This is a genomic window from Arthrobacter sp. AFG7.2 (assembly GCF_002892835.1).
In the GTDB taxonomy this organism is placed as follows: Bacteria; Actinomycetota; Actinomycetes; order Actinomycetales; family Micrococcaceae; genus Arthrobacter.
This window is the reverse complement of sequence record NZ_PJMB01000001.1, coordinates 15,925-39,165: the sequence shown is the minus strand read 5'-3', so window position 1 is coordinate 39,165 and position 23,241 is coordinate 15,925. Positions and strand designations below refer to the sequence as shown.

20 protein-coding genes and 1 riboswitch are annotated in these 23,241 nt (G+C 65.6%); of the genes, 17 read left to right on the top strand and 3 right to left on the bottom strand.

Annotated features, from left to right (window positions below; all coding sequences use genetic code 11):
- Positions 1-21: 21 nt before the first annotated feature.
- The 9 genes from coaD (at position 22) to ftsY (ending at position 10,673) form a co-directional block, all read left to right on the top strand.
- Positions 22-522, top strand: coding sequence for a pantetheine-phosphate adenylyltransferase (gene coaD / locus CXX84_RS00200; RefSeq protein WP_102974737.1), 501 nt, complete (start codon positions 22-24; stop codon positions 520-522).
- Positions 523-645: 123 nt separating this feature from the next.
- Positions 646-1,170, top strand: a complete 525-nt coding sequence (locus CXX84_RS00195; RefSeq protein WP_102974736.1) for a YceD family protein — start codon at positions 646-648, stop codon at positions 1,168-1,170.
- 36 nt (positions 1,171-1,206) lie between these two features.
- Positions 1,207-1,410 carry a 50S ribosomal protein L32 gene (gene rpmF, locus CXX84_RS00190; RefSeq protein WP_009356569.1) on the top strand — a complete coding sequence of 68 codons (204 nt, stop codon included), beginning with the start codon at positions 1,207-1,209 and terminating at the stop codon, positions 1,408-1,410.
- A gap of 21 nt (positions 1,411-1,431) precedes the next feature.
- Entirely contained in the window at positions 1,432-2,160 is a 729-nt protein-coding gene (gene rnc, locus CXX84_RS00185; RefSeq protein ID WP_102974735.1) for a ribonuclease III, read from the top strand.
- A 4-nt stretch (positions 2,161-2,164) separates the two neighbouring features.
- On the top strand, positions 2,165-3,139 hold the full coding sequence (gene mutM / locus CXX84_RS00180) for a bifunctional DNA-formamidopyrimidine glycosylase/DNA-(apurinic or apyrimidinic site) lyase (RefSeq protein ID WP_102974734.1): 975 nt from the start codon (positions 2,165-2,167) through the stop codon (positions 3,137-3,139).
- Between the two features lie 153 nt (positions 3,140-3,292).
- Positions 3,293-4,561, top strand: coding sequence for an MFS transporter (locus tag CXX84_RS00175; RefSeq protein ID WP_102975314.1), 1,269 nt, complete (start codon positions 3,293-3,295; stop codon positions 4,559-4,561).
- Positions 4,558-5,682: a hypothetical protein gene (locus CXX84_RS00170; protein ID WP_223252907.1), complete on the top strand. Its 1,125-nt coding sequence runs from the start codon at positions 4,558-4,560 to the stop codon at positions 5,680-5,682. Before CXX84_RS00175 ends, CXX84_RS00170 begins: the two co-directional genes overlap by 4 nt.
- Before the next feature lie 122 nt (positions 5,683-5,804).
- The gene (smc, locus tag CXX84_RS00165; protein ID WP_189337442.1) at positions 5,805-9,389 is read left to right on the top strand and encodes a chromosome segregation protein SMC; all 3,585 of its coding nucleotides are present in this window, start codon (positions 5,805-5,807) and stop codon (positions 9,387-9,389) included.
- 75 nt (positions 9,390-9,464) lie between these two features.
- Complete coding sequence (gene ftsY / locus CXX84_RS00160) at positions 9,465-10,673, top strand: signal recognition particle-docking protein FtsY (RefSeq protein WP_102974733.1); 1,209 nt, start codon at positions 9,465-9,467, stop codon at positions 10,671-10,673.
- A 39-nt stretch (positions 10,674-10,712) separates the two neighbouring features.
- On the opposite strand, the gene CXX84_RS00155 is transcribed toward ftsY, so the two are convergent.
- A complete protein-coding gene (locus tag CXX84_RS00155; RefSeq protein WP_102974732.1) occupies positions 10,713-11,951 on the bottom strand; it encodes an MFS transporter in 1,239 nt (412 codons plus the stop codon).
- A 225-nt stretch (positions 11,952-12,176) separates the two neighbouring features.
- Here CXX84_RS00155 and CXX84_RS00150 point away from each other — a divergent pair, with 225 nt between their 5' ends.
- On the top strand, positions 12,177-13,538 hold the full coding sequence (locus CXX84_RS00150; RefSeq protein ID WP_102974731.1) for an ammonium transporter: 1,362 nt from the start codon (positions 12,177-12,179) through the stop codon (positions 13,536-13,538).
- Positions 13,535-13,873, top strand: a complete 339-nt coding sequence (locus tag CXX84_RS00145) for a P-II family nitrogen regulator (protein WP_102974730.1) — start codon at positions 13,535-13,537, stop codon at positions 13,871-13,873. Before CXX84_RS00150 ends, CXX84_RS00145 begins: the two co-directional genes overlap by 4 nt.
- A gap of 84 nt (positions 13,874-13,957) precedes the next feature.
- On the opposite strand, the gene CXX84_RS00140 is transcribed toward CXX84_RS00145, so the two are convergent.
- The gene (locus CXX84_RS00140; RefSeq protein ID WP_102974729.1) at positions 13,958-15,361 is read right to left on the bottom strand and encodes a glucose-6-phosphate dehydrogenase; all 1,404 of its coding nucleotides are present in this window, start codon (positions 15,359-15,361) and stop codon (positions 13,958-13,960) included.
- Positions 15,362-15,478: 117 nt separating this feature from the next.
- Between CXX84_RS00140 and ffh the strand changes: the two genes are divergently transcribed.
- Complete coding sequence (ffh, locus tag CXX84_RS00135) at positions 15,479-17,062, top strand: signal recognition particle protein (protein ID WP_102974728.1); 1,584 nt, start codon at positions 15,479-15,481, stop codon at positions 17,060-17,062.
- Between the two features lie 97 nt (positions 17,063-17,159).
- On the top strand, positions 17,160-17,891 hold the full coding sequence (locus CXX84_RS00130; protein ID WP_102974727.1) for an alpha/beta hydrolase: 732 nt from the start codon (positions 17,160-17,162) through the stop codon (positions 17,889-17,891).
- Between the two features lie 48 nt (positions 17,892-17,939).
- On the opposite strand, the gene thiC is transcribed toward CXX84_RS00130, so the two are convergent.
- The gene (gene thiC / locus CXX84_RS00125; RefSeq protein WP_102975311.1) at positions 17,940-19,766 is read right to left on the bottom strand and encodes a phosphomethylpyrimidine synthase ThiC; all 1,827 of its coding nucleotides are present in this window, start codon (positions 19,764-19,766) and stop codon (positions 17,940-17,942) included.
- Positions 19,761-19,868, bottom strand: a riboswitch (TPP riboswitch). Its footprint overlaps the gene before it by 6 nt.
- Positions 19,869-19,944: 76 nt before the next feature.
- Between thiC and CXX84_RS00120 the strand changes: the two genes are divergently transcribed.
- The 4 genes from CXX84_RS00120 to rpsP all read left to right on the top strand — a co-directional run bounded on the left by CXX84_RS00120 (position 19,945) and on the right by rpsP (position 23,240).
- Complete coding sequence (locus CXX84_RS00120; protein WP_102974726.1) at positions 19,945-21,027, top strand: amidohydrolase family protein; 1,083 nt, start codon at positions 19,945-19,947, stop codon at positions 21,025-21,027.
- A 104-nt stretch (positions 21,028-21,131) separates the two neighbouring features.
- Positions 21,132-22,007, top strand: a complete 876-nt coding sequence (locus CXX84_RS00115) for a VOC family protein (protein ID WP_102974725.1) — start codon at positions 21,132-21,134, stop codon at positions 22,005-22,007.
- A gap of 153 nt (positions 22,008-22,160) precedes the next feature.
- Entirely contained in the window at positions 22,161-22,601 is a 441-nt protein-coding gene (locus tag CXX84_RS00110; protein ID WP_102974724.1) for a hypothetical protein, read from the top strand.
- Between the two features lie 216 nt (positions 22,602-22,817).
- The gene (gene rpsP / locus CXX84_RS00100) at positions 22,818-23,240 is read left to right on the top strand and encodes a 30S ribosomal protein S16 (protein WP_102974722.1); all 423 of its coding nucleotides are present in this window, start codon (positions 22,818-22,820) and stop codon (positions 23,238-23,240) included.
- The last annotated feature ends 1 nt before the right edge of the window (position 23,241 follow it).

Here is a 23,241-nt window from a genome sequence, read left to right as displayed (position 1 = left end):
TCCATGGGGTAGGTTCGGACCATGAGACGAGCTGTCTGCCCAGGATCCTTCGACCCCATCCACAACGGCCATCTCGAGATTATTGCCCGTGCGGCCGGCCTCTTCGACGAAGTCATCGTCGCGGTGTCCACCAACCAGGCCAAAAAGTACAGGTTTACCCTGGCCGAGCGGCTGGAGATGGCACGGGAGACGCTCGCCTCCCTCAAGGGCATCGTGGTGGAACCTGTCGGGGAAGGGCTGCTTGCCGAGTACTGCCGGCAGCGGGGCGTCTCGGCCATCGTCAAAGGGTTGAGGTCCTCCTCCGATTTCGATTATGAGCTGCCTATGGCCACGATGAACCGTCAGCTCAGCGGCGTCGAAACAGTATTCCTGCCGGCCGAAGCGCACTACCTGCATCTGTCCTCCACCCTCATCAAGGAGGTGGCAGGCCTTGGCGGAAATGTGTCCGAGTATGTGCCGCGCTCGGTGCAGCGGCGGATGGTTGCGGGCGAGTCTTCGCCCAACCAGCAGCCGAAAGGGTAGGCTTGTCCGGTACTTCGGCGCTCCGTGCCGGCCGGTTTGAGTCCCCGCGGCTCTTCAGGCTAAGATGGTACGTCGGTCATATGTTCAACAGGAGTTCTCATTAAAAGAGATGCTGGTTCGCCCTTGGCGTTCGACGTCAAGGACCTCGGGCGCAGCCCGGGAAGCATGCGGACACTGACGGAACATGTACCCGCACCAGGTGATCTTGGTGTGGCACTCATTGGCGTTCAGGAAGGCTCGGATGTCGAGCTGGATCTGAGGCTTGAGGCCGTACACGAAGGAATTTTGGTATCAGGTACCGTACTCGCCGAGGTAACAGGCGAATGCGGCCGATGCCTGGATCCCCTTGCGTATGACCTTGAGGTCAATGTGCAGGAACTTTTCTTCTATGAGGGCGTTCAGCTTTCGGACGAAGAAGAAAATGAAGAGCAACGTCGAGTCGAGCACGATGTAATCGATCTTGAACCGGTGTTGCGGGACGCAGTGGTGACCGCCCTGCCGTTCCAGCCGGTGTGCCGGGAAGACTGCCAGGGCCTCTGCTCCGAATGTGGAGTTCGCCTGGAAGACGAGCCGGGGCACCACCACGAGGTCTTGGATCCTCGCTGGGCTGCCCTAGCTGATATGGCTAAGCCTGACCGGCAAAATTGATGTGTACGTGTTTGTCTAGAGAGAAATGAGTTAGCCGTGGCTGTTCCCAAGCGGAAAATGTCTCGCTCGAATACCCGCGCCCGCCGCTCCCAGTGGAAGGCGACCGCCCCCCACCTGGTGAAGACCGTCGAGAACGGCCAGGTCACCTACAGCCTGCCGCACCAGGCAAAGGTTGTCACCGACTCGGCCGGCACTGCGCTGTTCCTTGAGTACAAGGGACGCAAGGTCGCTGACGTCTAATCGGCCACTCAGGCTGACATGATGTCTTCAACTGAAGAGCTTCTGAAGCGTCTCGGTGTCTCTATTGACGCCGGGACGCTTCGTCTTGCGCTCACTCACCGTTCCTACGCCTACGAAAACGGCGGCATCCCCACCAACGAGCGGCTGGAATTCCTGGGCGACTCCATCCTTGGGTTCTCCGTGACGGACGCGCTGTACCGGGACAACCCGGACCTTCCCGAAGGTGACCTGGCAAAGCGGCGCTCTGCCGTCGTCAGCACGCGGGCGCTGGCCGGTATCGGACGCAGCCTGGGTATCGGGGACTACATCTACCTGGGGCAGGGCGAAAAGCTGACCCAAGGCAAGAACAAGGCTTCCATCCTGGCAGACACCATGGAAGCGCTCATTGGTGCCACCTACGTCTCCAACGACATCGAGACGGCCCGCCAGCTGGTGATGCGCCTGATCGGTCCGTTGCTCAAGGATGCCGCAGCCCTGGGGGCCGGGACTGACTGGAAAACCAGCATTCAGGAACTGGCCGCCAGCCGCCAGCTGGGCACCATCCACTATGCGGTGGATGGTTCAGGGCCGGACCACGCGCGGACTTTCACGGCAGTCCTGCACGTTGGCGGCACTGCCTATGGCAAGGGCTCCGGCCATTCAAAGAAGGAAGCGGAACAGGAAGCGGCAGCCGACGCCTGGCGTGTGCTCTCCGGAGCTGCCCCGGCTGCGGAAGCAAGCAGCTCCGCCGGTTCCGTTCCCGCCTCGTAGCCCCGTGCCCGAGCTTCCCGAGGTTGAGGTGGTCCGCCGCGGACTGGTGAGCTGGGTCCGGGGGCGGACTGTTGAGTCGGTGGAGGTCCTTGACCCACGCTCGATCCGGCGCCACGCACTCGGAGCGGAAGACTTCACCGGGAACCTGGAAGGCGCCCTTGTGGCGGACGTCGTGCGGCGCGGGAAGTTTCTCTGGATGCCGCTTCTGGACAGCGGGCACGGTGAACAGCCGGCGGGAGTTCAAGGAGACACGGAGCGGCCGAAGGTGGCGCTCCTGGCCCATCTGGGCATGAGCGGCCAGCTCCTGATGCAGGACAGTAATGTCCCTGATGAGAAGCACCTCAAGGTCCGTTTCCGGCTTAGCCCCCGTGACAGCATGCCCGAACAGCTGCGGTTCGTGGACCAGCGCATTTTCGGCGGGCTGTTCGTTACGGCAATGGTTCCAACTGACGACGGCGGTCCCGGCGGCCTCGCAGAATCGCCCTTGCCGCTTATAGCCGAGGAGGCATCGCACATTGCCCGCGATCCCTTGGACCCCGCATTCTCCTTCGACCTTTTCTACCGGCGGCTCCGAAAGCGGAAGACCGGCCTGAAGCGGGCACTGCTGGACCAGGGCCTGGTATCCGGCATCGGCAACATCTACGCCGATGAAGCATTGTGGAGGGCGCGGCTGCACTACGCCCGGCCTACTGACACACTGCGGCGGGCCGAAGCGGAAAGGGTCCTCGCCAGCGCCCGCGAAGTCATGCTGGATGCGTTGGCAGCGGGCGGAACCAGCTTTGATTCCCTGTACGTCAACGTCAACGGGGCCTCTGGATACTTCGACCGGTCCCTCAACGCCTACGGCCGGGAAGGGCAGGCCTGCACACGGTGCGCCGAAGCGGGTATCTACTCGTCCATCCGGCGGGAGCAGTTCATGAACCGGTCATCCCACACCTGCCCGGTCTGCCAGCCGCGCCCCCGGAACGGGCGCTGGTAGAAACCGGCAGGATGCAGCCGCTGCAAATAATGGAGTATCTCTTGATTGAGCGGTTATGCCCGGGCTGCAAGACTGTTCTTAAATGCGGTGTGCAGCCCGCAGCAGTACCCCGCTATCCCGTCCCCCAGGAGCAGGCCGCCGTTGTACATTTCCATGTCGGACCGCGAAGGCGGCAAGAAGGACCATGTGGCGCCAGGGTCTGCAGCCGCCAGGACCGCCTTCCGGCTGTCTCCTGTCATCATCTGGCTTGGCATCGTCAGCATGGTGACCGATATTTCATCGGAATCAGTTGCGGCCGTTCTTCCGCTCTACGTGACCGGTTTCCTCGGGCTGTCCACCATAGCTTTCGGGGTCATTGACGGTATCAACCAGGGTGCCAGCGCGATCGTCCGCATCGGCGCAGGGTGGGCGTCCGACCGGAGCGGCCATCCAAAGCGCGTGGCGGTGGCCGGCTACGGACTTTCCATGCTCGCCAGAATCGGGTTCCTTTTCGCTGGCGGCTTCTGGGCGGTTGCAGGGATCGTCACCGGGGACAGAATCGGCAAGGGCATCAGGACCGCACCCAGGGATGCCATGATTTCAGCCGCCGCCCAGCCCGACTACCTTGCACGGTCCTTCGGCATGCACCGGATGCTCGACAACATTGGTGCCGCTGTGGGCCCGCTCCTCGCCTTCCTCATCCTGATGCTGATCCCTAACGGTTTCACCACCGTGTTTGTGGTGTCGCTGGCATTTTCCGTCATTGGCGTCGCTGTCCTGATCCTGATGGTTCCAGGCCGCAGCCGGAATGCGCCCCCGCCCGCGGCGGCTGCCGCCCCATTTTTCCGGCGGCCGCAGCTGAAGTGGTCCCATCTGAAGCACCGGGGTCTCGCCCGGCTGATGCTCACGGCCGGGCTCCTCGGCGTCCTGACCATCGGTGACGGCTTCATATACCTTCTGCTGCAAAGCCGGGAGTCGTTCGCCGTCCAGTGGTTCCCCCTCCTGTACGTGGGCACCAATGTGGCGTTCCTGCTGTTTGCCATTCCCCTGGGGCGCCTGGCGGACCGGATTGGACGTGTGAAGGTCTTCCTCGCCGGCCACATCGCCCTCCTGCTCTGCTACCTGCTGGCGGGCCTTCCCGCCGGCGGAATCACCGCAACCCTGGGCTGCCTGCTGCTCCTGGGCCTGTTCTACGCCGCAACAGACGGCGTCCTGGCCGCCCTGGTCAGCAGACTTGCCACACCCGGGAGCCTTGGCACAGCACTGGGAACGGCGCAAACCATCGTGGCATTGAGCAGAATGGCGTCAGCCGCCGGGTTCGGGGTGCTCTGGTACGCGCTGGGTGCGGAGACGGCTGTGATGGCTGTGGCGGTTCTCCTGGCCATTGCGCTCGGTGCGTCCGCCATGCTGCTGCGGACCGCTACCGAGACGGCGGAGCCATGAGCCGCTCCAGGCAGGGGACCGCCGAAAACACGCCGGCCGTTCCGGAAGATGCCGCAGGCGGCACCGCCGGAACCGGCGTGCCGGAACCTGCCGCGGACGCGCCGGCAAGGGGACTGCGGCGCCTGGTGGTTTTGCTGGCAGTGGTCGCGCTGACGCTCGCCGCGGCGGGTGTCTACGCCGTGTGGTCTTTCCAGGAGACGGCATCGGGCCAGGAAGCCGCGTCAGCAGTCCGGGTTGGCACTGCCGATGCCCTGCCCGGCGAGCCCTTTGTGATGTTCAGGAATACTGCGCCGGGGCAGGGATACGGACAGGCGGCGACGGTGCCGCTTGCTGACCCTTCCGGTGAACGCGCTCTCACCGGAGAAGCCTGCTACCGCGTTTACGCCACCAGGACGCTGGTCAGCTGCCTGGCCATCAGCAACGGGGTTCCCACGACTTTTGAAGCCGCTGCCTACAGTTCCGACCTGGAACCGGTCACTTCCTGGGCCCTGGGCGGGATCCCCAGCAGGACACGCATCAGCCCGGACGGTTCGCTCGTTGCCACCACGGTCTTCGTCTCCGGCCACTCGTACGATTCTGCCGGTCTCTCCACCGAGACGGTCATTCACGGAGTCGATGGCACAGACTACGGAAACCTCGAGGACTTCGCCCTCCTGTCCGGCGGCACCGGGATCACGGCGCCGGACCGGAACTTCTGGGGTGTCACGTTTGTCCCTGGCCACCCTGGCGACTTCTATGCCACAGCCACCTCCCAGGGCAACATCTGGCTGGTGCGCGGGAGCCTTGCCGGCCGCACCCTCACGGTGGTGGCATCCGGCGTCGAATGCCCCTCCATCTCACCCGACGGGACCAGGATAGCCTTCAAGAAGAGCACCTCCGGGACGCTCCTCGGCCACAGGAATGCCGCGGTGCTGGACCTTGGGACGGGGGCGGTGACGGTCCTGGCCGAGGAACGGAACCTCGATGACCAGATTGAATGGCTTGATAACAGCACGGTGGCCTACGGCCTCCTGAGGGACGATACGGGCAGGGACAGCGACATCTGGTCGCTTTCCACCAGTCCAGAGGCTGTTCCCAAACTCCTGATCGAGCATGCGTCGTCTCCGGCCGTGGTGCACTGAACGGCCGTTCCCAGGGCCAGGAGCCGTGGAAAGGCAGCGGGAATCCCGGACTTTCGGCTGGAACCCAGTAGATTTAGGACAGCGAAGCAGCCGCCTCAGCCACTCAGGAGATCCGAAAAGCCTTGCACCTCAAAAGCCTGACCGTCCGGGGGTTCAAGTCATTCGCGTCCGCCACCACCTTCAATTTCGAACCCGGAGTCACCGCGGTCGTCGGCCCGAACGGCTCCGGAAAGTCCAACGTGGTGGACGCCCTGGCCTGGGTGATGGGTGAGCAGGGAGCCAAAACCCTCCGGGGCGGGAAGATGGAAGACGTCATCTTCGCCGGGACGTCAGGCCGCCCGCCGCTGGGCCGCGCCCACGTCTCGCTGACCATCGACAACGCTGACGGCGCACTGCCCATCGAGTACAGCGAAGTGACCATCTCACGCACCCTGTTCCGCACCGGCGGATCCGAATACGCCATCAACGGCGCCGGCTGCCGGCTGCTGGACATCCAGGAACTGCTGTCCGATTCCGGCCTGGGCCGTGAGATGCACGTCATTGTTGGCCAGGGGCAGCTGGACCGTGTCCTGCACGCCACCCCCGAGGACCGCCGCGGCTTCATTGAGGAAGCTGCCGGCATCCTCAAGCACCGCCGCCGCAAGGAAAGGACCGTGCGCAAGCTGGAGGCCATGCAGGCAAACCTGCAGCGCCTCACCGATCTCACCGGGGAGATCAGGCGCCAGCTGACGCCGTTGGGGAAGCAGGCCGAAGTGGCCCGCCGCGCCCAGCGGGTCCAGTTCGATGTGCGCGATGCCCGCGCGCGCCTGCTGGCTGACGACCTTGTCCAGCTCCAGCTCGCACTGGAACGGGATGTGGCTGATGAAGCCGCGCTGAAGGAACGGCGGGCGCTTGCCGGCCGGCAGCTGGATGCCGGCCGGCGGGAGCAGGCTGCGCTGGAGCAGCTCGCAGCAGAGGCAACTCCGCAATTGAACGCGGCAAGGGACACCTGGTACCGCTTGTCCGCCACAAGGGAGCGGCTTCGTTCCCTGGGGTCACTGGCGCAGGAACGCAGCCGCCTGCTCGGCTCCGTGGAAGCACCGCCGTCCGGGCGGGATCCGGAACAGCTGGAACGCCAGGCGGCCAGGGTCCGTGACGAACTCGCCGAGCTTGAACGCACCGTGCTTCATTGCCGGAACGCCCTTGGCACGGCCAGCACGGACAAGGCCGAAGCAGAGCGCGTGGCGCTCGCAGAGGACAAGCGCCTCACTGCAGAACTGAGGGCTGCAGCGGACCGCCGTGAGGGGCTGGCGCGGCTGGCCGGCCAGGTGGCCGCGGCCAGGTCACGGGTGGAATCAGCCCAGGCTGAACTGGGCAGGCTGCGCGAGTCCCTTGCTGCTGGCACTGAGCGGCGTGCCCGGGCCCAGGCAGAATTCGCCACCCTTGAAAACCAGGTGGCAGGCGTCGAGGAGGGAGAGGAATCCCTGGACGCCGATTACGAGGCAGCCAGCAGCGCACTGGACACAGTGGTCCAGGAGATTTCAGAACTCAAGGCGGCAGTAAGTGAGGACGTGCGGCAGCGTGATGCCTTAGTGGCGCGCCGCGATGCGCTGAGGCTCGGCCTCGAGCGCAAGGACGGCGCCAGGCATGCGCTGCATGCCAACCTTGATGGGGTGCTCGGAACGCTGGCAGCGGAACTGACGGTGGAACCAGGCTTTGAGACGGCGATCGCCGCGGCTTTGGGAGAGGCGTCCGAGGCAGTCATTGTCCGGGATGCTCCGGCCGCGGCTGCCGTGGTCCAGCTGCTGAAGGACGACGACGCCGGGCGCGCGTCGCTGCTCCCGGCATCGGCGGCGGCTGATGCGGATGTCCCGGACACGGGCAAGGCCCTCCCCCCGGGCGCGCGCTGGGCAGCGGAACTCGTCACCTGTTCTCCCCCCTGCACAACGCTGGTTTCGCACCTGCTGTCCCGCACCGCCGTCGTGCCCGGCATCCAGGCAGCCTCCGCCCTGGTGGCGGACCATCCGGAACTTACTGCCGTCACCAGTGCCGGGGACATCTTCACCGCCCTGTCAGTGACGGGCGGCTCGGCGAAGGCGCCGTCGCTGCTGGAGGTGCAGGCAGCCGTGGACGACGCCGAGAGCCGGCTAGCCGGGGTCACGGCAGGTTTGGAGCGGAACAGGTTCGCCCTCGCAGGCGCCGAGGCCCGGCAGGCTGAGGCACAGGAACGGGCGGACGCTGCCCTGGAGAGGCTGCACGACTCCGACGCCAGGCTGGCCGCGGTGGCAGAACGGCTCGGGCACCTGAACTCCGTGCTGCGCAGCGCCGTCGGCGAAAGTGACCGCCTGGCCGCTTCCCTGGCCAAAGCAGAGGCAAACGTTGCAGCTGAGGAAGAGGCGCTCGCAGCAGTAGCCGCGCGCCTTGCCGCCGCGCAGGAAGCACCATTGGAGCAGGAACCCTCCACGGAGCGCCGTGACGCCCTTGCACAGGCTGCCTCCCGCGCACGGACTGCCGAGGTTGAGGCGCGGCTGTCGCTGCGAAGCGCCGAGGAACAGCTCACGGCAACAAAGAACAGAGCGGCATCATTGGAACGGGCCGCCGCCACCGAACGCCGTGCCCGCGAAGAAGCTGCAGAGCGCGCCCGCCTGCGCTGCATCCAGGCGCGCCGGGCAGCTGCCGTATCTGCCGCCGTCGGTCTGGCGCTTCGCTGCGCCGACGTCTCGGTGGACCTGGCACAGCATGAACGGGACCTCGCGGAGGAGAACCGGGAACAGCGGGACCAGGAACTGGCCGCAGTGCGGACCGCCAATGAACTGCTGGCCCGTGAACTCGCCGATCTCACGGACAACGTCCACCGTGACGAGCTCGCCCGTACCCAGCAAAAGGCACGGATCGAAGCTTTGGAGACCCGTTCCATTGACGAGCTGGGCATAACCCCCGACGCCCTGGTCGCCGAATACGGGCCCGATGTACCCGTTCCTGTCCCCGCAGGGGAGAGCGGGGACAAGTGGGCCGCCCTCCGCGCGCCCGTGGACGAGACCGGTGCGGACATCCTGGAAGGAAAGCCCTACGTCAGGGCAGAGCAGGAGAAACGGCTGCGCAAGGCCGAACGGGACCTCGCCGGCCTGGGCCGGGTCAACCCCCTGGCGCTCGAGGAATTCGCCGCGCTGGAGGAACGCCACCAGTTCCTCAGCACCCAGCTCGAGGACCTGAAAGCCAGCCGGAAGGACCTGCTGGACATTATCAAGGAGGTGGATGACCGGGTCCAGCGGGTTTTCACGGAGGCCTTCGAGGACACCCAGGCCCAGTTCGTCAGGGTTTTCGCCCGGCTCTTTCCAGGCGGCGAGGGGCGGCTGGTCCTCACCGATCCGGGGGACATGCTTACCACCGGCATCGAGGTGGAGGCGCGTCCGGCCGGCAAGAAAATCAAACGGCTGTCGCTCCTGTCCGGCGGCGAACGGTCCCTGACCGCCGTGGCCCTGCTCGTCGCCATCTTCAAGGCCCGGCCATCACCGTTCTACGTCATGGACGAGGTGGAAGCAGCCCTGGACGACACGAACCTGGGCCGGCTCATCACCATCTTCGAGGAACTCCGGGAGTCCAGCCAGCTCATCGTCATCACCCACCAGAAGCGGACCATGGAAGTGGCGGATGCACTGTACGGCGTCACCATGCGGGGGGACGGCGTCTCCACCGTGATCAGCCAGCGGCTCGGCGCCGAGGTATAGCGGCCCCCGCGTAACGGCAGATCAACTGGCCGAAAGCCCCAAAACCGCGTCCGGTGTGTATGAGAAGCTAGGGGAGTGAACGACATCCTTCCCATACTTCTGTCCATTCTTGCTGCCCTGGTGGTTGTCGGCGGGCTGATCCCGGTCCTGATGAAGACCCGGAAGAACATCACCCGCTACCCGGGAACCCGTGACGCCAACGACCCCGTGACCCCCCGGAGCGGCAGCACTGCCGTGGAGGACCGGCCGGCTCCGGCGACTGACCGCAATGCGCCGGACGGCGTGGACCTGGAGGGGCTGGAAACCACCGAAGTCCCGGACGACGCCGCCGGTCTTGAAGTCATATCTGTCGAGACCCCGCTGCCGGTGGCCGGCAGGCTGGTCCGGCTCCGCGAGCGTCTGGTCCGCTCCAACAACGTCATGGGCAAGGGCCTCCTCGCACTGCTCTCCAGTGACAGGATCGACGAGGACGTCTGGGATGAAGTGGAGGAGACCCTCCTTCTGGCAGACCTCGGCACCGAACCCACCATGCAGCTGGTGGACGCCCTCCGTGAGCGCGTCAAGGTCCTGGGCACGCGGACCCCGGAGCAGGTCAAGGCGCTCCTGCGGGAAGAGCTCATCAAGATCGTCGATCCCACCATGGACCGCACCCTTAACGTCCAGCGGCACGCTGACCGCCCCGCCGTGATGATGGTGGTGGGTGTTAATGGCGTCGGCAAGACCACCACGGTGGGCAAGCTCGCCCGCGTTCTGGTGGCGGAGGACAAGGACGTCCTGCTCGGCGCCGCGGACACGTTCCGCGCGGCGGCCGCCGAGCAGCTGGCAACCTGGGGCCAGCGCGTGGGCGTTCCCACCGTGAAGTCGGACATCGACGGCGCCGACCCCGCCTCGGTTGCCTATGAAGCGGTCAAGGCCGGGATCGAGCAGGAAGTCGACGTGGTCATGATCGACACCGCCGGCCGGCTGCAGAACAAGGTTGGCCTCATGGACGAACTGGGCAAGGTCAAGCGCGTGGTGGAAAAACTGGCCGAGGTGGACGAAGTCCTCCTGGTGCTGGACGCCACCACCGGGCAGAACGGCCTGAACCAGGCCCGTGTGTTCTCCGAAGTCGTCAACATCACCGGCATCGTCCTGACCAAGCTGGACGGCACGGCCAAGGGCGGCATCGTCGTCGCAATCCAAAAGACCCTGGGCGTTCCGGTGAAGCTGATCGGTTTGGGGGAGGGCGCAGACGATCTTGCCCCCTTCGAAGCGGAGAGCTTCGTGGACGCGCTGCTGAACTAGCAGCTGCACCCGGCCAAGGGGTGGCCCGGGTGGTGCTGGTCAGGCCTTGGTTTTGCGCAGGCTTTCCCGGGTGGGCAGCCAGGTGCAGGCCGCCACGAGCATGATCCCGCCGGTGACGCCGAAAGCCCAGCCATAGCCCAGCCGGTCGGCCAGCACGCCGGCCAGGACCGGCCCGACGATTGCACCGACGTCGGAGGTCATCTGGTAGACCGCCAGCACCTTGCCGCCGGACCGGCCGGTTCCGATCACATCAGCGACCGCCGCCTGCTGGGCCGGGCCGAAGAGACCCGACCCCACGCCGGCCAGCGCCGATGCGGCCAGGAACCAGCCCAGCTCAGAGGTGAAGCCGATGGCAGCGGTGGAGGCACCAGCCACGAGCAGCCCGGTGATCATCATGGGCTTGCGGCCCAGGGTGTCGGCCAGCCGGCCCGAGAACGTCAGCGCTGCGGCATTGCCGGCAGCGAACACCGCCAGCGCAAACCCTGCCGCTTCAGGACCCGAGGCGAGGGCGGCCACCGCGAACAGCGGAACGGTGGCCATCCGGACCCCGAAAGTCGCCCAGCCGTTCACGAAGCTGGAAATCAGGGCTGTCCTGTACGTGCCTGCAGCAAGGGCCTCGGCCAGGGGCATGTCAGCGCGCTCCTGCGCTGGACCGCTGCCCTGGCGCTGGTGGCTTAGCTGCGTCTGGACCACGACGGCGGCCACCACCAGGGCAGCGGCATAAGCCAGGAAGGGAACCCGCAGGCCGAAGCCTGCCAGCAGCCCGCCAACGATCGGACCGCACACGTTGCCAATGAGGAATGCTGAAGCGTACGCCCCGGAGACACGCCCCCTGCTCTCCGGCGGTGCGAGCCGCACCACCAGAGCCATCGACGCGACCGTGAACATCACCGATCCCGCACCGCCAAGCCCGCGGAAGAGCAGCAGCTGCCAGTAATCCTGGGCGAAGGCACAGGCGGCGGTGGAGGCTGCAACGATCAGCAGGCCCGTCACGTAGACGGGGCGCTCGCCCAGCCGCCCGATCAAAGCGCCGCCCGCCGGCGCAAAGACCAGCCGCATGAACGCGAAGATCGCCACAATCACGGAAGCCTCGGTGTTTCCCACCCCGAAGGTCGTGGCAAACTGCGGCAGCACGGGGGCCACAAGCCCAAATCCGAGGGCAATCAGGAAGGCCGCGGCCAGCATCACCTTGATGTCGCGCGGAAGCTTCTGCCTGTCCCGCCGCAGCAGGGAAAAAATCCGCGATGTGCCGCGGCTCACGCGGGGCTGTGCCGTCATGGTGCTGGGGTCCTTGCATGCTTGGGTGCCGGGGAGCGGCTGGAGAGGGGAAACATAACCGTAACAAGCACGATATGCACCATTTACTTCCTACAGGTTGTTGTAACAACGCCGCAACCTAATTCCTCCGCGGCTGAAACACGGCGCCGACACACTCGTTACAGGACGCAAAAGGCGTTGGCAGGCGGAGCATCTCCGCAGTTTCGATCAGAGAGGACGTGCACCATGGAACTTACCGCAGGTCACGTATGGATCATGGTGTCGGCGGCGCTCGTGCTGTTGATGACACCGGGTCTGGCATTTTTCTACGGCGGCATGACCCGGGCCAAGGCCGCGCTGAACATGATGATGATGAGCTTCATCTCCATTGGCATGGTGGGCGTCATCTGGATCCTGTGGGGTTACTCCATGTCATCCGGAGACGGCTTCCTGCAGATGGTGGGCAACCCCTTCGCCAACTTCGGCCTTGAAGGCATCGACACCCCGGACGGGCTTATCACTGTCGGCTTTGGCGCCACCTTTGCCATCATCACCGTCGCCCTTATCAGCGGGGCGATCGCCGACCGCGCAAAGTTTGGAGCCTGGACCGTCTTCGTCCCGGTGTGGGTCACCCTGGTCTACTGCCCGCTCGCCTACATGGTCTGGGGCGGCGGGCTCTTCAGTGAAGAGGGAGCAGTCGGATCTGCCCTCGGTGAAGCCATTGACTTCGCCGGTGGCACCGTGGTCCACATCAACGCCGGTGTTGCTGCGCTGATCCTCGTTTTCATCGTGGGCAACCGCAGGGGTTTCGGCAAGGATCCCAACCACCGCCCGCACAACATCCCGTTCGTCATGCTCGGCGCAGCCATGCTGTGGTTTGGCTGGTTCGGTTTCAATGGCGGTGCTGCCTCCACCGCAGAGCAGGGCGGCCTCATCTGGGTCAACACCCTCGCAGCCCCGGCCGCAGCGATGCTCGGCTGGCTCGTGACCGAGCGCATCCGTGACGGGCACCCGACGTCGCTTGGTGCAGCCTCCGGCGTGGTGGCAGGCCTGGTGGCGATCACCCCCGCCTGTGCCAACGTCAGCCCTGTCGGCGCCCTCGGTCTGGGCGTCGTGGCGGGCGTGGCATCCGCCCTGGCGGTTGGACTGAAGTTCCGCTGGGGCTTCGATGATTCGCTCGACGTCGTCGGTGTCCACCTTGTCTCCGGCATCATCGGTACCGTGGCCCTGGGTTTCATTGCCCTTCCTGAAGAGGGCGCAGGCGGCGGCCTTTTCTACGGCGGCGGCATGGGACAGATGTGGGCGCAGCTGGCGGCGGCTGGCATTGCCATCGCATACTCCGCGGTCCTGACCACGATCATCGCACTGGCCATCCACAAGACCATGGGCTTCCGGGTCTCGCAGGAACAGGAAACGGTGGGTGTGGACCTCAGCCTGCACGCCGAAACTGCCTACGAGTTCGGCGTCGGGGGGCACGGTGGAAGCTTCCAGCCCCTGCACGACATGATCACCGGCAAGACCCAGGCGGAAGCCGCCCAGGTTTCCGGCCCGACAGCGGGTGCGGAGAAGACCGAATCAGCAACAGGCAAGGAAAGCGTGGGGGCATGAAACTGATTACTGCGATCGTCAGGCCGGAAAAGCTCGAAGCCATCCGGGAAGGACTGGAGGCGTACGGCGTGCAGGGCCTGACGGTCAGCGCGGCCAGCGGCTACGGCCGGCAGCGCGGCTACACGGAGGTCTACCGCGGTGCGGAGTACAACGTGGACCTGCTGCCGAAGCTCCGGGTGGAGGTCCTGGCCACAGACGATCAGGCGGACGACATCCTGGACGTCATCATCGCCAGTTCAAACACCGGCCGGGCCGGCGACGGCAAGGTCTGGACCATGGACGTCTCGGAGGCAGTCCGGGTCCGCACCGGCGAACGCGGCGTCGCCGCAATCTAGGGCCGCAATGCACCGAAACTGAATAACGAACAGCAGGGCGGGCAGGGAAACCGGAAGGTTCCCTGCCCGCCCTGCTGTTCCGGCCTAGTCTCCGTCCACCGTGGCAGGCCATCCGGCGGGGCCAGCCGATCCGGCGTCGTACTCCGCCAGCGGGACCAAGTCCTGCTGCCAGGCCCTGAGGACCGGCTCAACAATCCGCCAGCACTCTTCGGCGGTATCACCGCGGACGGAAAGCAGCGGGTCTCCGGCCAGCACGCCCTCCAGGACTTCGCCGTAGGGAAGGAGGTCGGACCCGCTGAGTTCCGCCTCCAGGGTGGTCCGGCCCAGGCTGAAGATGTTGCCTGGCCCGTTCACGTCGACATCGAACGCCAGTGTGTCCGGCCCGAATCCGATCCGCAGCCTGTTGGGGGAATCAACGCCGGTGAAGCCCCGGGGAAGATGGGGAACGGGCCGGAAGGTCACCACGGCCTCCTTGCGTTTTACGCCCAGCGCCTTTCCGGAGCGAAGGATGAACGGAACGCCTTTCCAGCGCCAGTTGTCGATGTTCACCTGGATTTCTGCCAGCGTCTCGGTGCCCCGTCCGGCATCCACCCCCTCCTCCTGCGCATAATCGGGAACCGCTTTCCCTCCCACCGCGCCGGCTGTGTAGCGTGCCCGGCGGGTGGAACCGGAATCCTGAACCGGGACACTGCTGGCACGCAGGACGGCGGAAATGGCATCACGGAGGTCCCGTTCCCCGATGGTGGCGGGAGGCTCGATGGCCATCAGCGCCATGATCTGCAGGAGGTGGCTCTGGATCATGTCCCGCAGGGCGCCGGCATTATCGTAGTAGCGCGCACGCCCCTCCAGGGCAAGGTCCTCGTCGAAGATGATTTCCACTTTCTCCACGTGGTGCCGGTCCCAGACGGGTTCCAGGAAGTTGTTGGCGAACCGCAGCCCCAGGATATTCAGCACCGTGGCTTTGCCCAGGAAATGGTCCACCCGGTGGATGTGGTCCTCGGGGACCAGCCGGACCAGGGTCTGGTTGAGGGAGCGGGCCGATTTCTCGCTGGATCCAAAGGGCTTTTCCATCACCAGCCGGGTCCCCGGCGGGACCTGCTCCGGTTTGAGGGACTCACAGGCGAGCTGGCTGATCCGGGGCGGCAGGGCGAAGTAGACGGCTATTGGCCCCTCAAGGGTGTTCAGGAGCGAGGCCAGGGCACCGTCGGCGGTGACATCCACCTGGTGGTACACCGTCTCCTTCTCGACGGACTGGAGCGCGTCCTTCCCCTCGGCCCCTTCGGACCCGGCGGCTGTTTCGAAGGACGCGTGCACCCGCTCCCGCCACTGTTCCGGCGTCCAGGGATCTGACCCGGCGCCCACGAGCCGGAGTCCCGTGGCCCGGCCCTTTGCCAGCAGCCGGGCCAGGCCGGGCAGGAGCAGCCGGCCCGTCAGGTCCCCCGAGGCGCCGAGGATGAGCAGGGTCTTAACACTTGGTTGGCTCGTCATTTTGCCAGCATGCCACCTTGCGGGTCCGACTTGGTACCCTAGATAGTCGAGTCCTGATCATCCACAGCCTTTGATCATCCACTGCCCTGATCATCCACTGAAAGAAGTGCACGTCGCGTGTTCAATTCACTCTCTGACCGGTTGACAGCAACCTTCAAGAACCTGCGCGGTAAAGGCAGGCTCACCGAGGCCGACGTCGATGCCACAGTCCGCGAGATCCGCCGCGCCCTTTTGGACGCCGATGTTGCCGTTCCCGTTGTCCGTGAGTTCACCGGCCGGGTGCGGGAACGCGCCCTGGGTGCCGAGGTCTCGGGTGCACTGAACCCGAGCCAGCAGATCGTCAAGATCGTCAACGAGGAACTGGTGGAGATCCTCGGTGGTGAAACACGCCGGATCCGCCTGGCCAAGAGCGGCCCCACCATCATCATGCTGGCCGGCCTGCAGGGCGCCGGCAAGACCACCCTGGCCGGCAAGCTGTCCAAATGGCTGAAGGCCCAGGGCCACAGCCCCCTGCTTGTTGCCTGTGACCTCCAGCGTCCCAACGCGGTCAACCAGCTGCAGATCGTGGGCCAGCGCGCCAAGGTGCCTGTGTTCGCGCCGCACCCCGGCGCCACGTACACCGAACTTGAGCACCCTGCCGGGGACCCGGTTGAGGTTGCCCGTGCCGGTGTTGAGGAAGCCCGCCAGAAGCTGCACGATGTCGTGATCGTGGACACCGCCGGCCGGCTCGGCGTCGACGTGGACATGATGGAGCAGGCACGCCAGATCCGCCGCGCCATCGTGCCCAACGAAGTCCTGTTCGTCATCGACTCCATGATCGGCCAGGACGCCGTCAATACGGCGCTCGCCTTTGATGAAGGCGTCAACTTCACGGGCATCGTGTTGTCCAAGCTCGACGGCGACGCCCGGGGCGGTGCCGCCCTCTCGGTCGCGTCGGTCACCGGTAAGCCGGTGATGTTCGCTTCCACCGGTGAGGGACTGGACGACTTCGAACTCTTCCACCCCGACCGGATGGCATCACGCATCCTGGACATGGGTGACGTCCTCACCCTGATTGAGCAGGCCGAGAAGTCCTGGGACAAGGACGAAGCCGCCCGGATGGCGAAGAAGTTCGCCGACCAGGAGGACTTCACGCTTGAGGACTTCCTGGCCCAGATGCAGCAGATCCGCAACATGGGCTCCATGAAAAAGATGCTCATGATGATGCCGGGCGCGCAGAACATCCGCCAGCAGCTGGAGCAGTTCGACGAACGCGAGATCGACCGGGTTGAGGCCATTGTCAGGTCCATGACTCCGCACGAGCGGGTGGCGCCCAAGATCATCAACGGCTCCCGCCGTGCCCGCATCGCCCGCGGTTCCGGTGTCCACGTGTCCGAGGTCAACGGCCTGCTGGAACGCTTTGCCCAGGCCCAGAAGATGATGAAGAAGATGGCCCAGGGCGGCATGCCGGGAATGCCCGGGATGCCGGGAATGCCGGGAGCCGGCGGCGGAGCCCGGAAAAATGCCAAGAACGCGCCCAAGAAGAAGGCCAAGTCAGGCAACCCGGCGAAAGCCGCGCAGGAGCGCAAGGAAGCAGAGGCCCGCCGGGCGAATGCTGCCAAGGCGCTGCCCACCGGCGCCGCCTTTGGCCAGCAGCCGGGCGACTTCGACCCTTCGCAGCTGAACCTGCCCAAGGGCTTCGACAAGTTCCTCGGCAAGTAACCGCATCTGCGTTTGGTCAGAGCCAGGTTGTGATCCGGCACTACGACACTTGGCGCTGCTCAGTTGGGATGTCGGTGCCGTCGAATAGGGTTGGGTCATGTTCAAGCAGAGGGTAGTGTTCGTGCACGGCGCGGGCAGCTTCGGTGCCGCCGCGTGGCCCCGCCAGCACGGCATGGCCCTGGACTATGACGCCTTGTTCCTGCGGCGCCACGGCTTTGACCCCGTCGCCGAGCCCGTGGAGTCCTCGTTCGCAGAGGACGCCGCCATCGTGCTGCGTTCCCTGGCAGGTGTTGACCGGGGGATGGCCGGAGGCCATGTGGTGGCTCATTCCCAGGGCGCCATCGCAGCGATCATGGCTGCGGTGGAGCGTCCGGACCTGGTCCGTTCCCTGACCCTCGTTGAGCCGTCGTGCCTGTCGTTGACTGCTGAATTGCCGGCGACGGCCGCCCACATTGAGTTGATGAAGCCCTTGTTCGATGTACGGCACCAGCTCAGCGACCAGGACTTCCAACGCGAGTTTGTGCGCCGGATGTTTGCCGGGGATTCAAAGGAGCCGGCCACGCCCGAGGAACAGCGGCAGGCCAGGCGGCTTCGCCTGCAGGCACCGCCCTGGGAAGCGCCGCTGCACATCGTTCCCGGCGTACCCACGCTCGTCCTGACCGGCGGCTGGGAGCCGCTTTACGAAGAAATTGCCGGCTACCTGAGGGAAACCGGCGCTCTGCACCGCACTGCGGCAGGCGGGCACCGGCCCCACGATTCCCTGGAGGGGGACCGGATCATCCGCGCCTTTATCAGGGATGCCGGCAGCATCCAGGTCCGCGCCTCCTGACTCCGTCCGGCCGGCCCCCAATGGCCGGCCGGACGGGATCTGCCGCCGCTAGCGAGGACCGCCCAGCGGAACGCTGAGCTCCGGCAGGTAGACCTTCCCGCCGGCAGCCAGGAATTCCTCGCTCTTTGCCTGCATCCCGGCGGCCGCCGCGAGGGCGGCCTGCGCTTCCGCTGAGCCGTACTCATCCCTGATGTCCTGGCTGATCCTCATCGAGCAGAACTTTGGACCGCACATGGAGCAGAAGTGCGCGGCCTTGGCCGGTTCGGCGGGCAGCGTCTCATCATGGAACGCCTCGGCCGTCACGGGATCCAGGGACAAAGCGAACTGGTCCCGCCACCGGAACTCGAAACGTGCCTTTGACAATGCGTCATCGCGTTCGTGGGCGCCGGGATGGCCCTTCGCAAGGTCTGCGGCGTGGGCAGCGATCTTGTACGTGATGACTCCTGTTTTCACGTCATCCTTGTTGGGCAGCCCCAAGTGCTCCTTCGGCGTCACATAGCAGAGCATCGCCGTACCGTAACGTGCAATCTCCGTGGCACCAATGGCCGAAGTGATGTGGTCGTACCCCGGAGCCACGTCCGTGACAAGCGGGCCCAGCGTGTAGAAGGGCGCCCCTTTGCACAGCTCCTGCTGGCGTTCGACGTTTTCCCGGACGAGATGGAACGGAATGTGGCCGGGCCCCTCCACCATGACCTGGACGTCGTGCTCCCAGGCGCGCTGCGTGAGCTCGGCGAGGATGTCCAGCTCAGCGAACTGCGCTGCGTCATTGGCGTCCGCCGTCGCTCCCGGCCTCAGGCCGTCACCGAGGGAAAACGCGACGTCGTACCGTGCGAAGATTTCGCAGAGCTCATCAAAGTGGGTGTAAAGGAAGTTTTCCCGGTGATGGGCCAGGCACCAGCCGGCCATGATCGATCCGCCGCGGGACACGATGCCGGTCACGCGGTTGGCGGTCAGGGGAACGTACCGCAGCAGGACGCCGGCGTGGATGGTCATGTAGTCCACGCCCTGTTCGCACTGTTCAATAACGGTGTCGCGGAAGATCTCCCACGTCAGGGCGTTGGCTTCACCGTTGACCTTCTCCAGCGCCTGGTAGATCGGGACCGTGCCGATGGGAACGGGGGAGTTGCGGATAAGCCATTCCCGGGTGGTGTGGATATCGTCGCCGGTGGAAAGGTCCATGACAGTATCAGCGCCCCATTGGGTGGCCCACTGCAGCTTGTCCACTTCCTCGGCGATGGAGCTGGTGACGGCCGAGTTGCCGATGTTCGCATTAATCTTCACCAGGAAGGCCTTGCCGATGATCATCGGCTCGGATTCCGGGTGGTTGATGTTGTTCGGGATGATGGCCCGGCCTGCGGCCAGCTCGCTCCTGACCAGCTCAACACTGCAGTTTTCGCGCAGTGCGACGAACCGCATTTCCGGGGTGATGGTGCCCTGCCGCGCATAGTGCATCTGCGTCACGGTTCTCCCGTCGACGGCGCGCCGGGGCACGGGACGTGCTCCCTTCCATTCCGCGCTGGCGGCACCGCGGCGGACAGCCGAGCGGCCGTCGTCGAGCAGGTTCCTTTCCCTGCCGCTGTACGCTTCCGTGTCTCCACGCCCTTCAATCCATTCCTTCCGGAAAGGTTGAAGGCCATGCACGGGGTCGCTGCCCGGGCCGGCGGTCCGGTACGTCCGGAAAGGCTGATTCGGGGAGCCGTTGGGTGAAGCTTCCAGCGCAATCTCTGTCACGGGTACCCGGATGCCGCCATCGGCGTCCTCAAGGTAGGCGAGCGAGTGGGATTTCAGGGACTCGGTAACCCGGGGACGGCTGCCGGACGCGGCCGGCTGCTGGTTGTTTTGGGCAGGGTTCGGCTCTTTATTGGGTGTACTCACGGAATACTCACTTCCTTCGCCGGCATTACCCGGACAGGTTCAACGGTCGCAGGCTGCGTCAGCCCGATCTCAGCCCCTGCAGGGGCACCCGTGTGGTCAAGATGAAAGCTACCACAGCCTTTCCTGGGGGACTTGTCACAATGCGGGTGCTAGCCTGTCCGGCGGGAAAGAGGGTGGAATGGCGGAAATCATTGAGTTCCCAGGAACGGTCCTGGCCGGTCCGGCCAGTGAGCGGCACGGACTCTGGTCGGTTGACGGGAAGCTAACATTTACCAGGCCCCGGCAGGCGCCGGACCGCGTGCTGGACGGCTGGGTGCTGCCGGGATTCGTGGATGTCCACTGCCATATCGGGCTGGGTGCCGGGGGAGCGGTGGACGCCGCAACCGCAGCGGAACAGGCCCGGGCCGACCTTCACGCGGGGACCTTGCTGATCCGCGATGCCGGTTCCCCGGCCGATACCCGCTGGATGCAGGGCAGCCCGGACTTCCCTGTCCTGATCCGCGCCGGCCGCCATGTTGCCCGCGCCCGGCGGTACTTGCGGGGGTTCGCCGAAGAGGTGGAACCGGCCGGCCTTGTCGAAGCGGTCCGGAAGCAGGCCAGGGCTGGTGATGGTTGGGTGAAACTCGTGGGGGACTGGATTGACCGCGACGCCGGCGACCTGGCGCCTTCGTTTCCTGCCGCCGTCGTCCGTGATGCCGTCCACGCCGCCCACGATGAAGGGGCGCGCGTTACCGCACACTGCTTTGCCGAGGAGACGCTCGACGACGTGCTGGACGTCGGCATCGACTGCGTGGAGCACGCCACGGGCCTGCTGCCCCGCCACGTTCCCCGGTTCGTGGAGCAGCAGGTGCCCATCGTGCCCACCCTGATCAACATCGCCACCTTCCCGGACATTGCGGCGCAGGCAGCGGGCAAGTTTCCGCGCTACTCGGCCCATATGCGTTCGCTGTGGGAACGGCGTGGGGAGCGTGTGCTTGAGGCGTACGAAGCCGGCGTGCAGATTTATGCCGGAACCGACGCCGGCAGCGTGATCAGGCACGGCAGGATCGCCGCGGAGATCCTGGCCCTTCACGCGGCCGGGCTGCCCATGGCGTCCGCACTGGACGCGGCGTGCTGGAGTGCGCGGACATGGCTGGGGGCGGAGGGCATTGAAGAGGACGCGCGGGCAGACGTTGTCCTTTGCCGGGAGGACCCGCGGAAGGCGCCGGAAACAGTCGAAGACCTGGCACACGTCGTCCTGGGCGGACGGGTCATCAGGTAGAGCCGGGGTCACCAGGAAACCTGCACTTGGAATAAATTGAAGCTTCAAGTAATTTTAACTGTGACAGGCCCGCAATCCGAGGGCCCCAGCACCGGGAGTTTTCAATGACTGCACAAGCCGCCAGCCAGGACCTTCTTCCTGCCGACCTCGCCATGGGCACCGTGATGCTCAAGGTCGGCGACATGAAGGTCATGACCGATTACTACCAGCGGGCACTTGGCCTCGAGGTCATTGCCGAGCAGGACGGCGGGCTGTACCTCGGCCGGCTGCAGAAGCCGCTGGTCCACCTCGCGCCGGCTCCGGGGCTGAACCTTCCGGGCAGGGGAGAGGCCGGCCTGTTCCACACGGCACTGCTGTTTGAGAACCAGGCGGACCTGGCCGCCACCATAGCCACCGCCGCCCGCTTCGAACCCCGTGCCTTCACCGGCAGTGCCGACCACCTGGTCAGCGAGGCCTTCTACTTCAACGACCCCGAAGGCAACGGCATCGAGCTCTACTGGGACCGTCCGCGCAGCAACTGGTCCTGGAACGGCACGGACGTAGTAATGGACAGCCTGGCGCTCCCGCCTCAGCGCTACCTGGAGCAGCACCTTACGGAAGAATCCCTGGAGCGACAGCTCGGCTCCGTGGCGGGTGTCGGCCACGTGCACCTCCAGGTGGGCGACGTCCAGACGGCCCGTGATTTCTACGTGGGTACGCTGGGCTTCGAGAAGACCGCCGGCTGGCATGGGCAGGCCCTTTTTGTCTCCGCGGGCCGGTACCACCACCACATGGCCATGAACGTTTGGAACAGCCGGGGCGCGGGTCCGCGCAAGGACACCCTCGGCCTGGGTGAGGTCCTCATTGAAGTGCCGTCCGGGGACGACGTCGGCGCTCTCGCCGACCGTCTGCGGGTTGCCGGTGTTGCCGCCCATCACACCGGGGCTGAACTCCGGTTCGAGGATCCGTGGCGCAACCGGATCCGGGTGGCGGTACGCTGACCGCTGGGTCCATCGGTGCGGGGAAGACAGTTGCGCTGGCGGCCGGCCGTATCCCCGTGCCGCGGCCGGGCCGGGCTGCTGTACTAGGCTGAACCCAAACGGCCGGGCAGGCGCTGCCGCCCGGTGGCCGCACCAACGGAATGAGGGCAACCCATGGGCTTCACCGAGATTTTTGTCGCCACACACGATGCAGCACTGAAACGTGCGGGCGTCCTCGACCAGGGCGGCAGCGCCGCCGCAGGCGACGCGGTGCGGATCCCGGAGATCAGTGATTTTGAAGTGGAGCAGCTGGGCGACCTGGCCGGCACTGCCGTCCACGCCGGTGGCGCTGACTACGAGCTGACCATGGTGGATGTAGCCAGCGATTCGCTCCTGGCAGTTCCGCCCGCGATGGTACGCGCTTTGGCAGACCTGTTGTCCTACGAAACGGAGGGTGAGGGCAATATCCTCGAAGACGTTGCCGCTCAGTGGGCAGCGCAGGACGACATGCCCTTTGGTGCTGCCGAGGCGCAGACCTACGTGCAACGGCTGGCCGAACTCGCCGGCGGGATCGACGACTCGGAGCGCACGGGCCTCTACGTCTGGTCCGCCTGACCTGCTCCCGTGCGCACCAACCGCGTACAGGTGCCCGCGCCGAGGCGCGTCAGGTCGAAATCCTGACGCTGATCTGGCACAATAAACAGGTACTCGATCTGCGTGGCCCCTCTCTCCGCGTCCGGATCCTGTCCTTCGAACCCGCAAGTACGGCCCGCCCCACGGGTGCAGAACGCCGGGCTCACCCCCTTTTCTGAAACAGGAGTGACCACAACAGTGGCCGTAAAGATTCGCCTTAAGCGCTTTGGCAAGATGCGCGCACCGTACTACCGCATCGTCGTCGCGGACTCACGCACCAAGCGTGACGGACGCGCCATCGAGGAAATCGGCAAGTACCACCCCACCGAAGAGCCCTCATACATCGAGGTTAACTCCGAGCGTGCGCAGTACTGGCTGTCCGTCGGTGCCCAGCCGTCCGAGCAGGTCGCCGCGATCCTCAAGATCACCGGTGACTGGCAGAAGTTCAAGGGCCTGCCGGGCCAGGAAGGCACCCTGAAGACCAAGTCTGAGAAGGTGGCCTTCGTTGCCCCGGAAAAGGGTTCCGTGATCATCCCGGAAGCCATCACCAAGAAGGCATCCAAGTCTGATGCAGCTGAAGCACCTGCCGAGGCCGAAGCAGAGACCACCGAGGCTGAGTAAA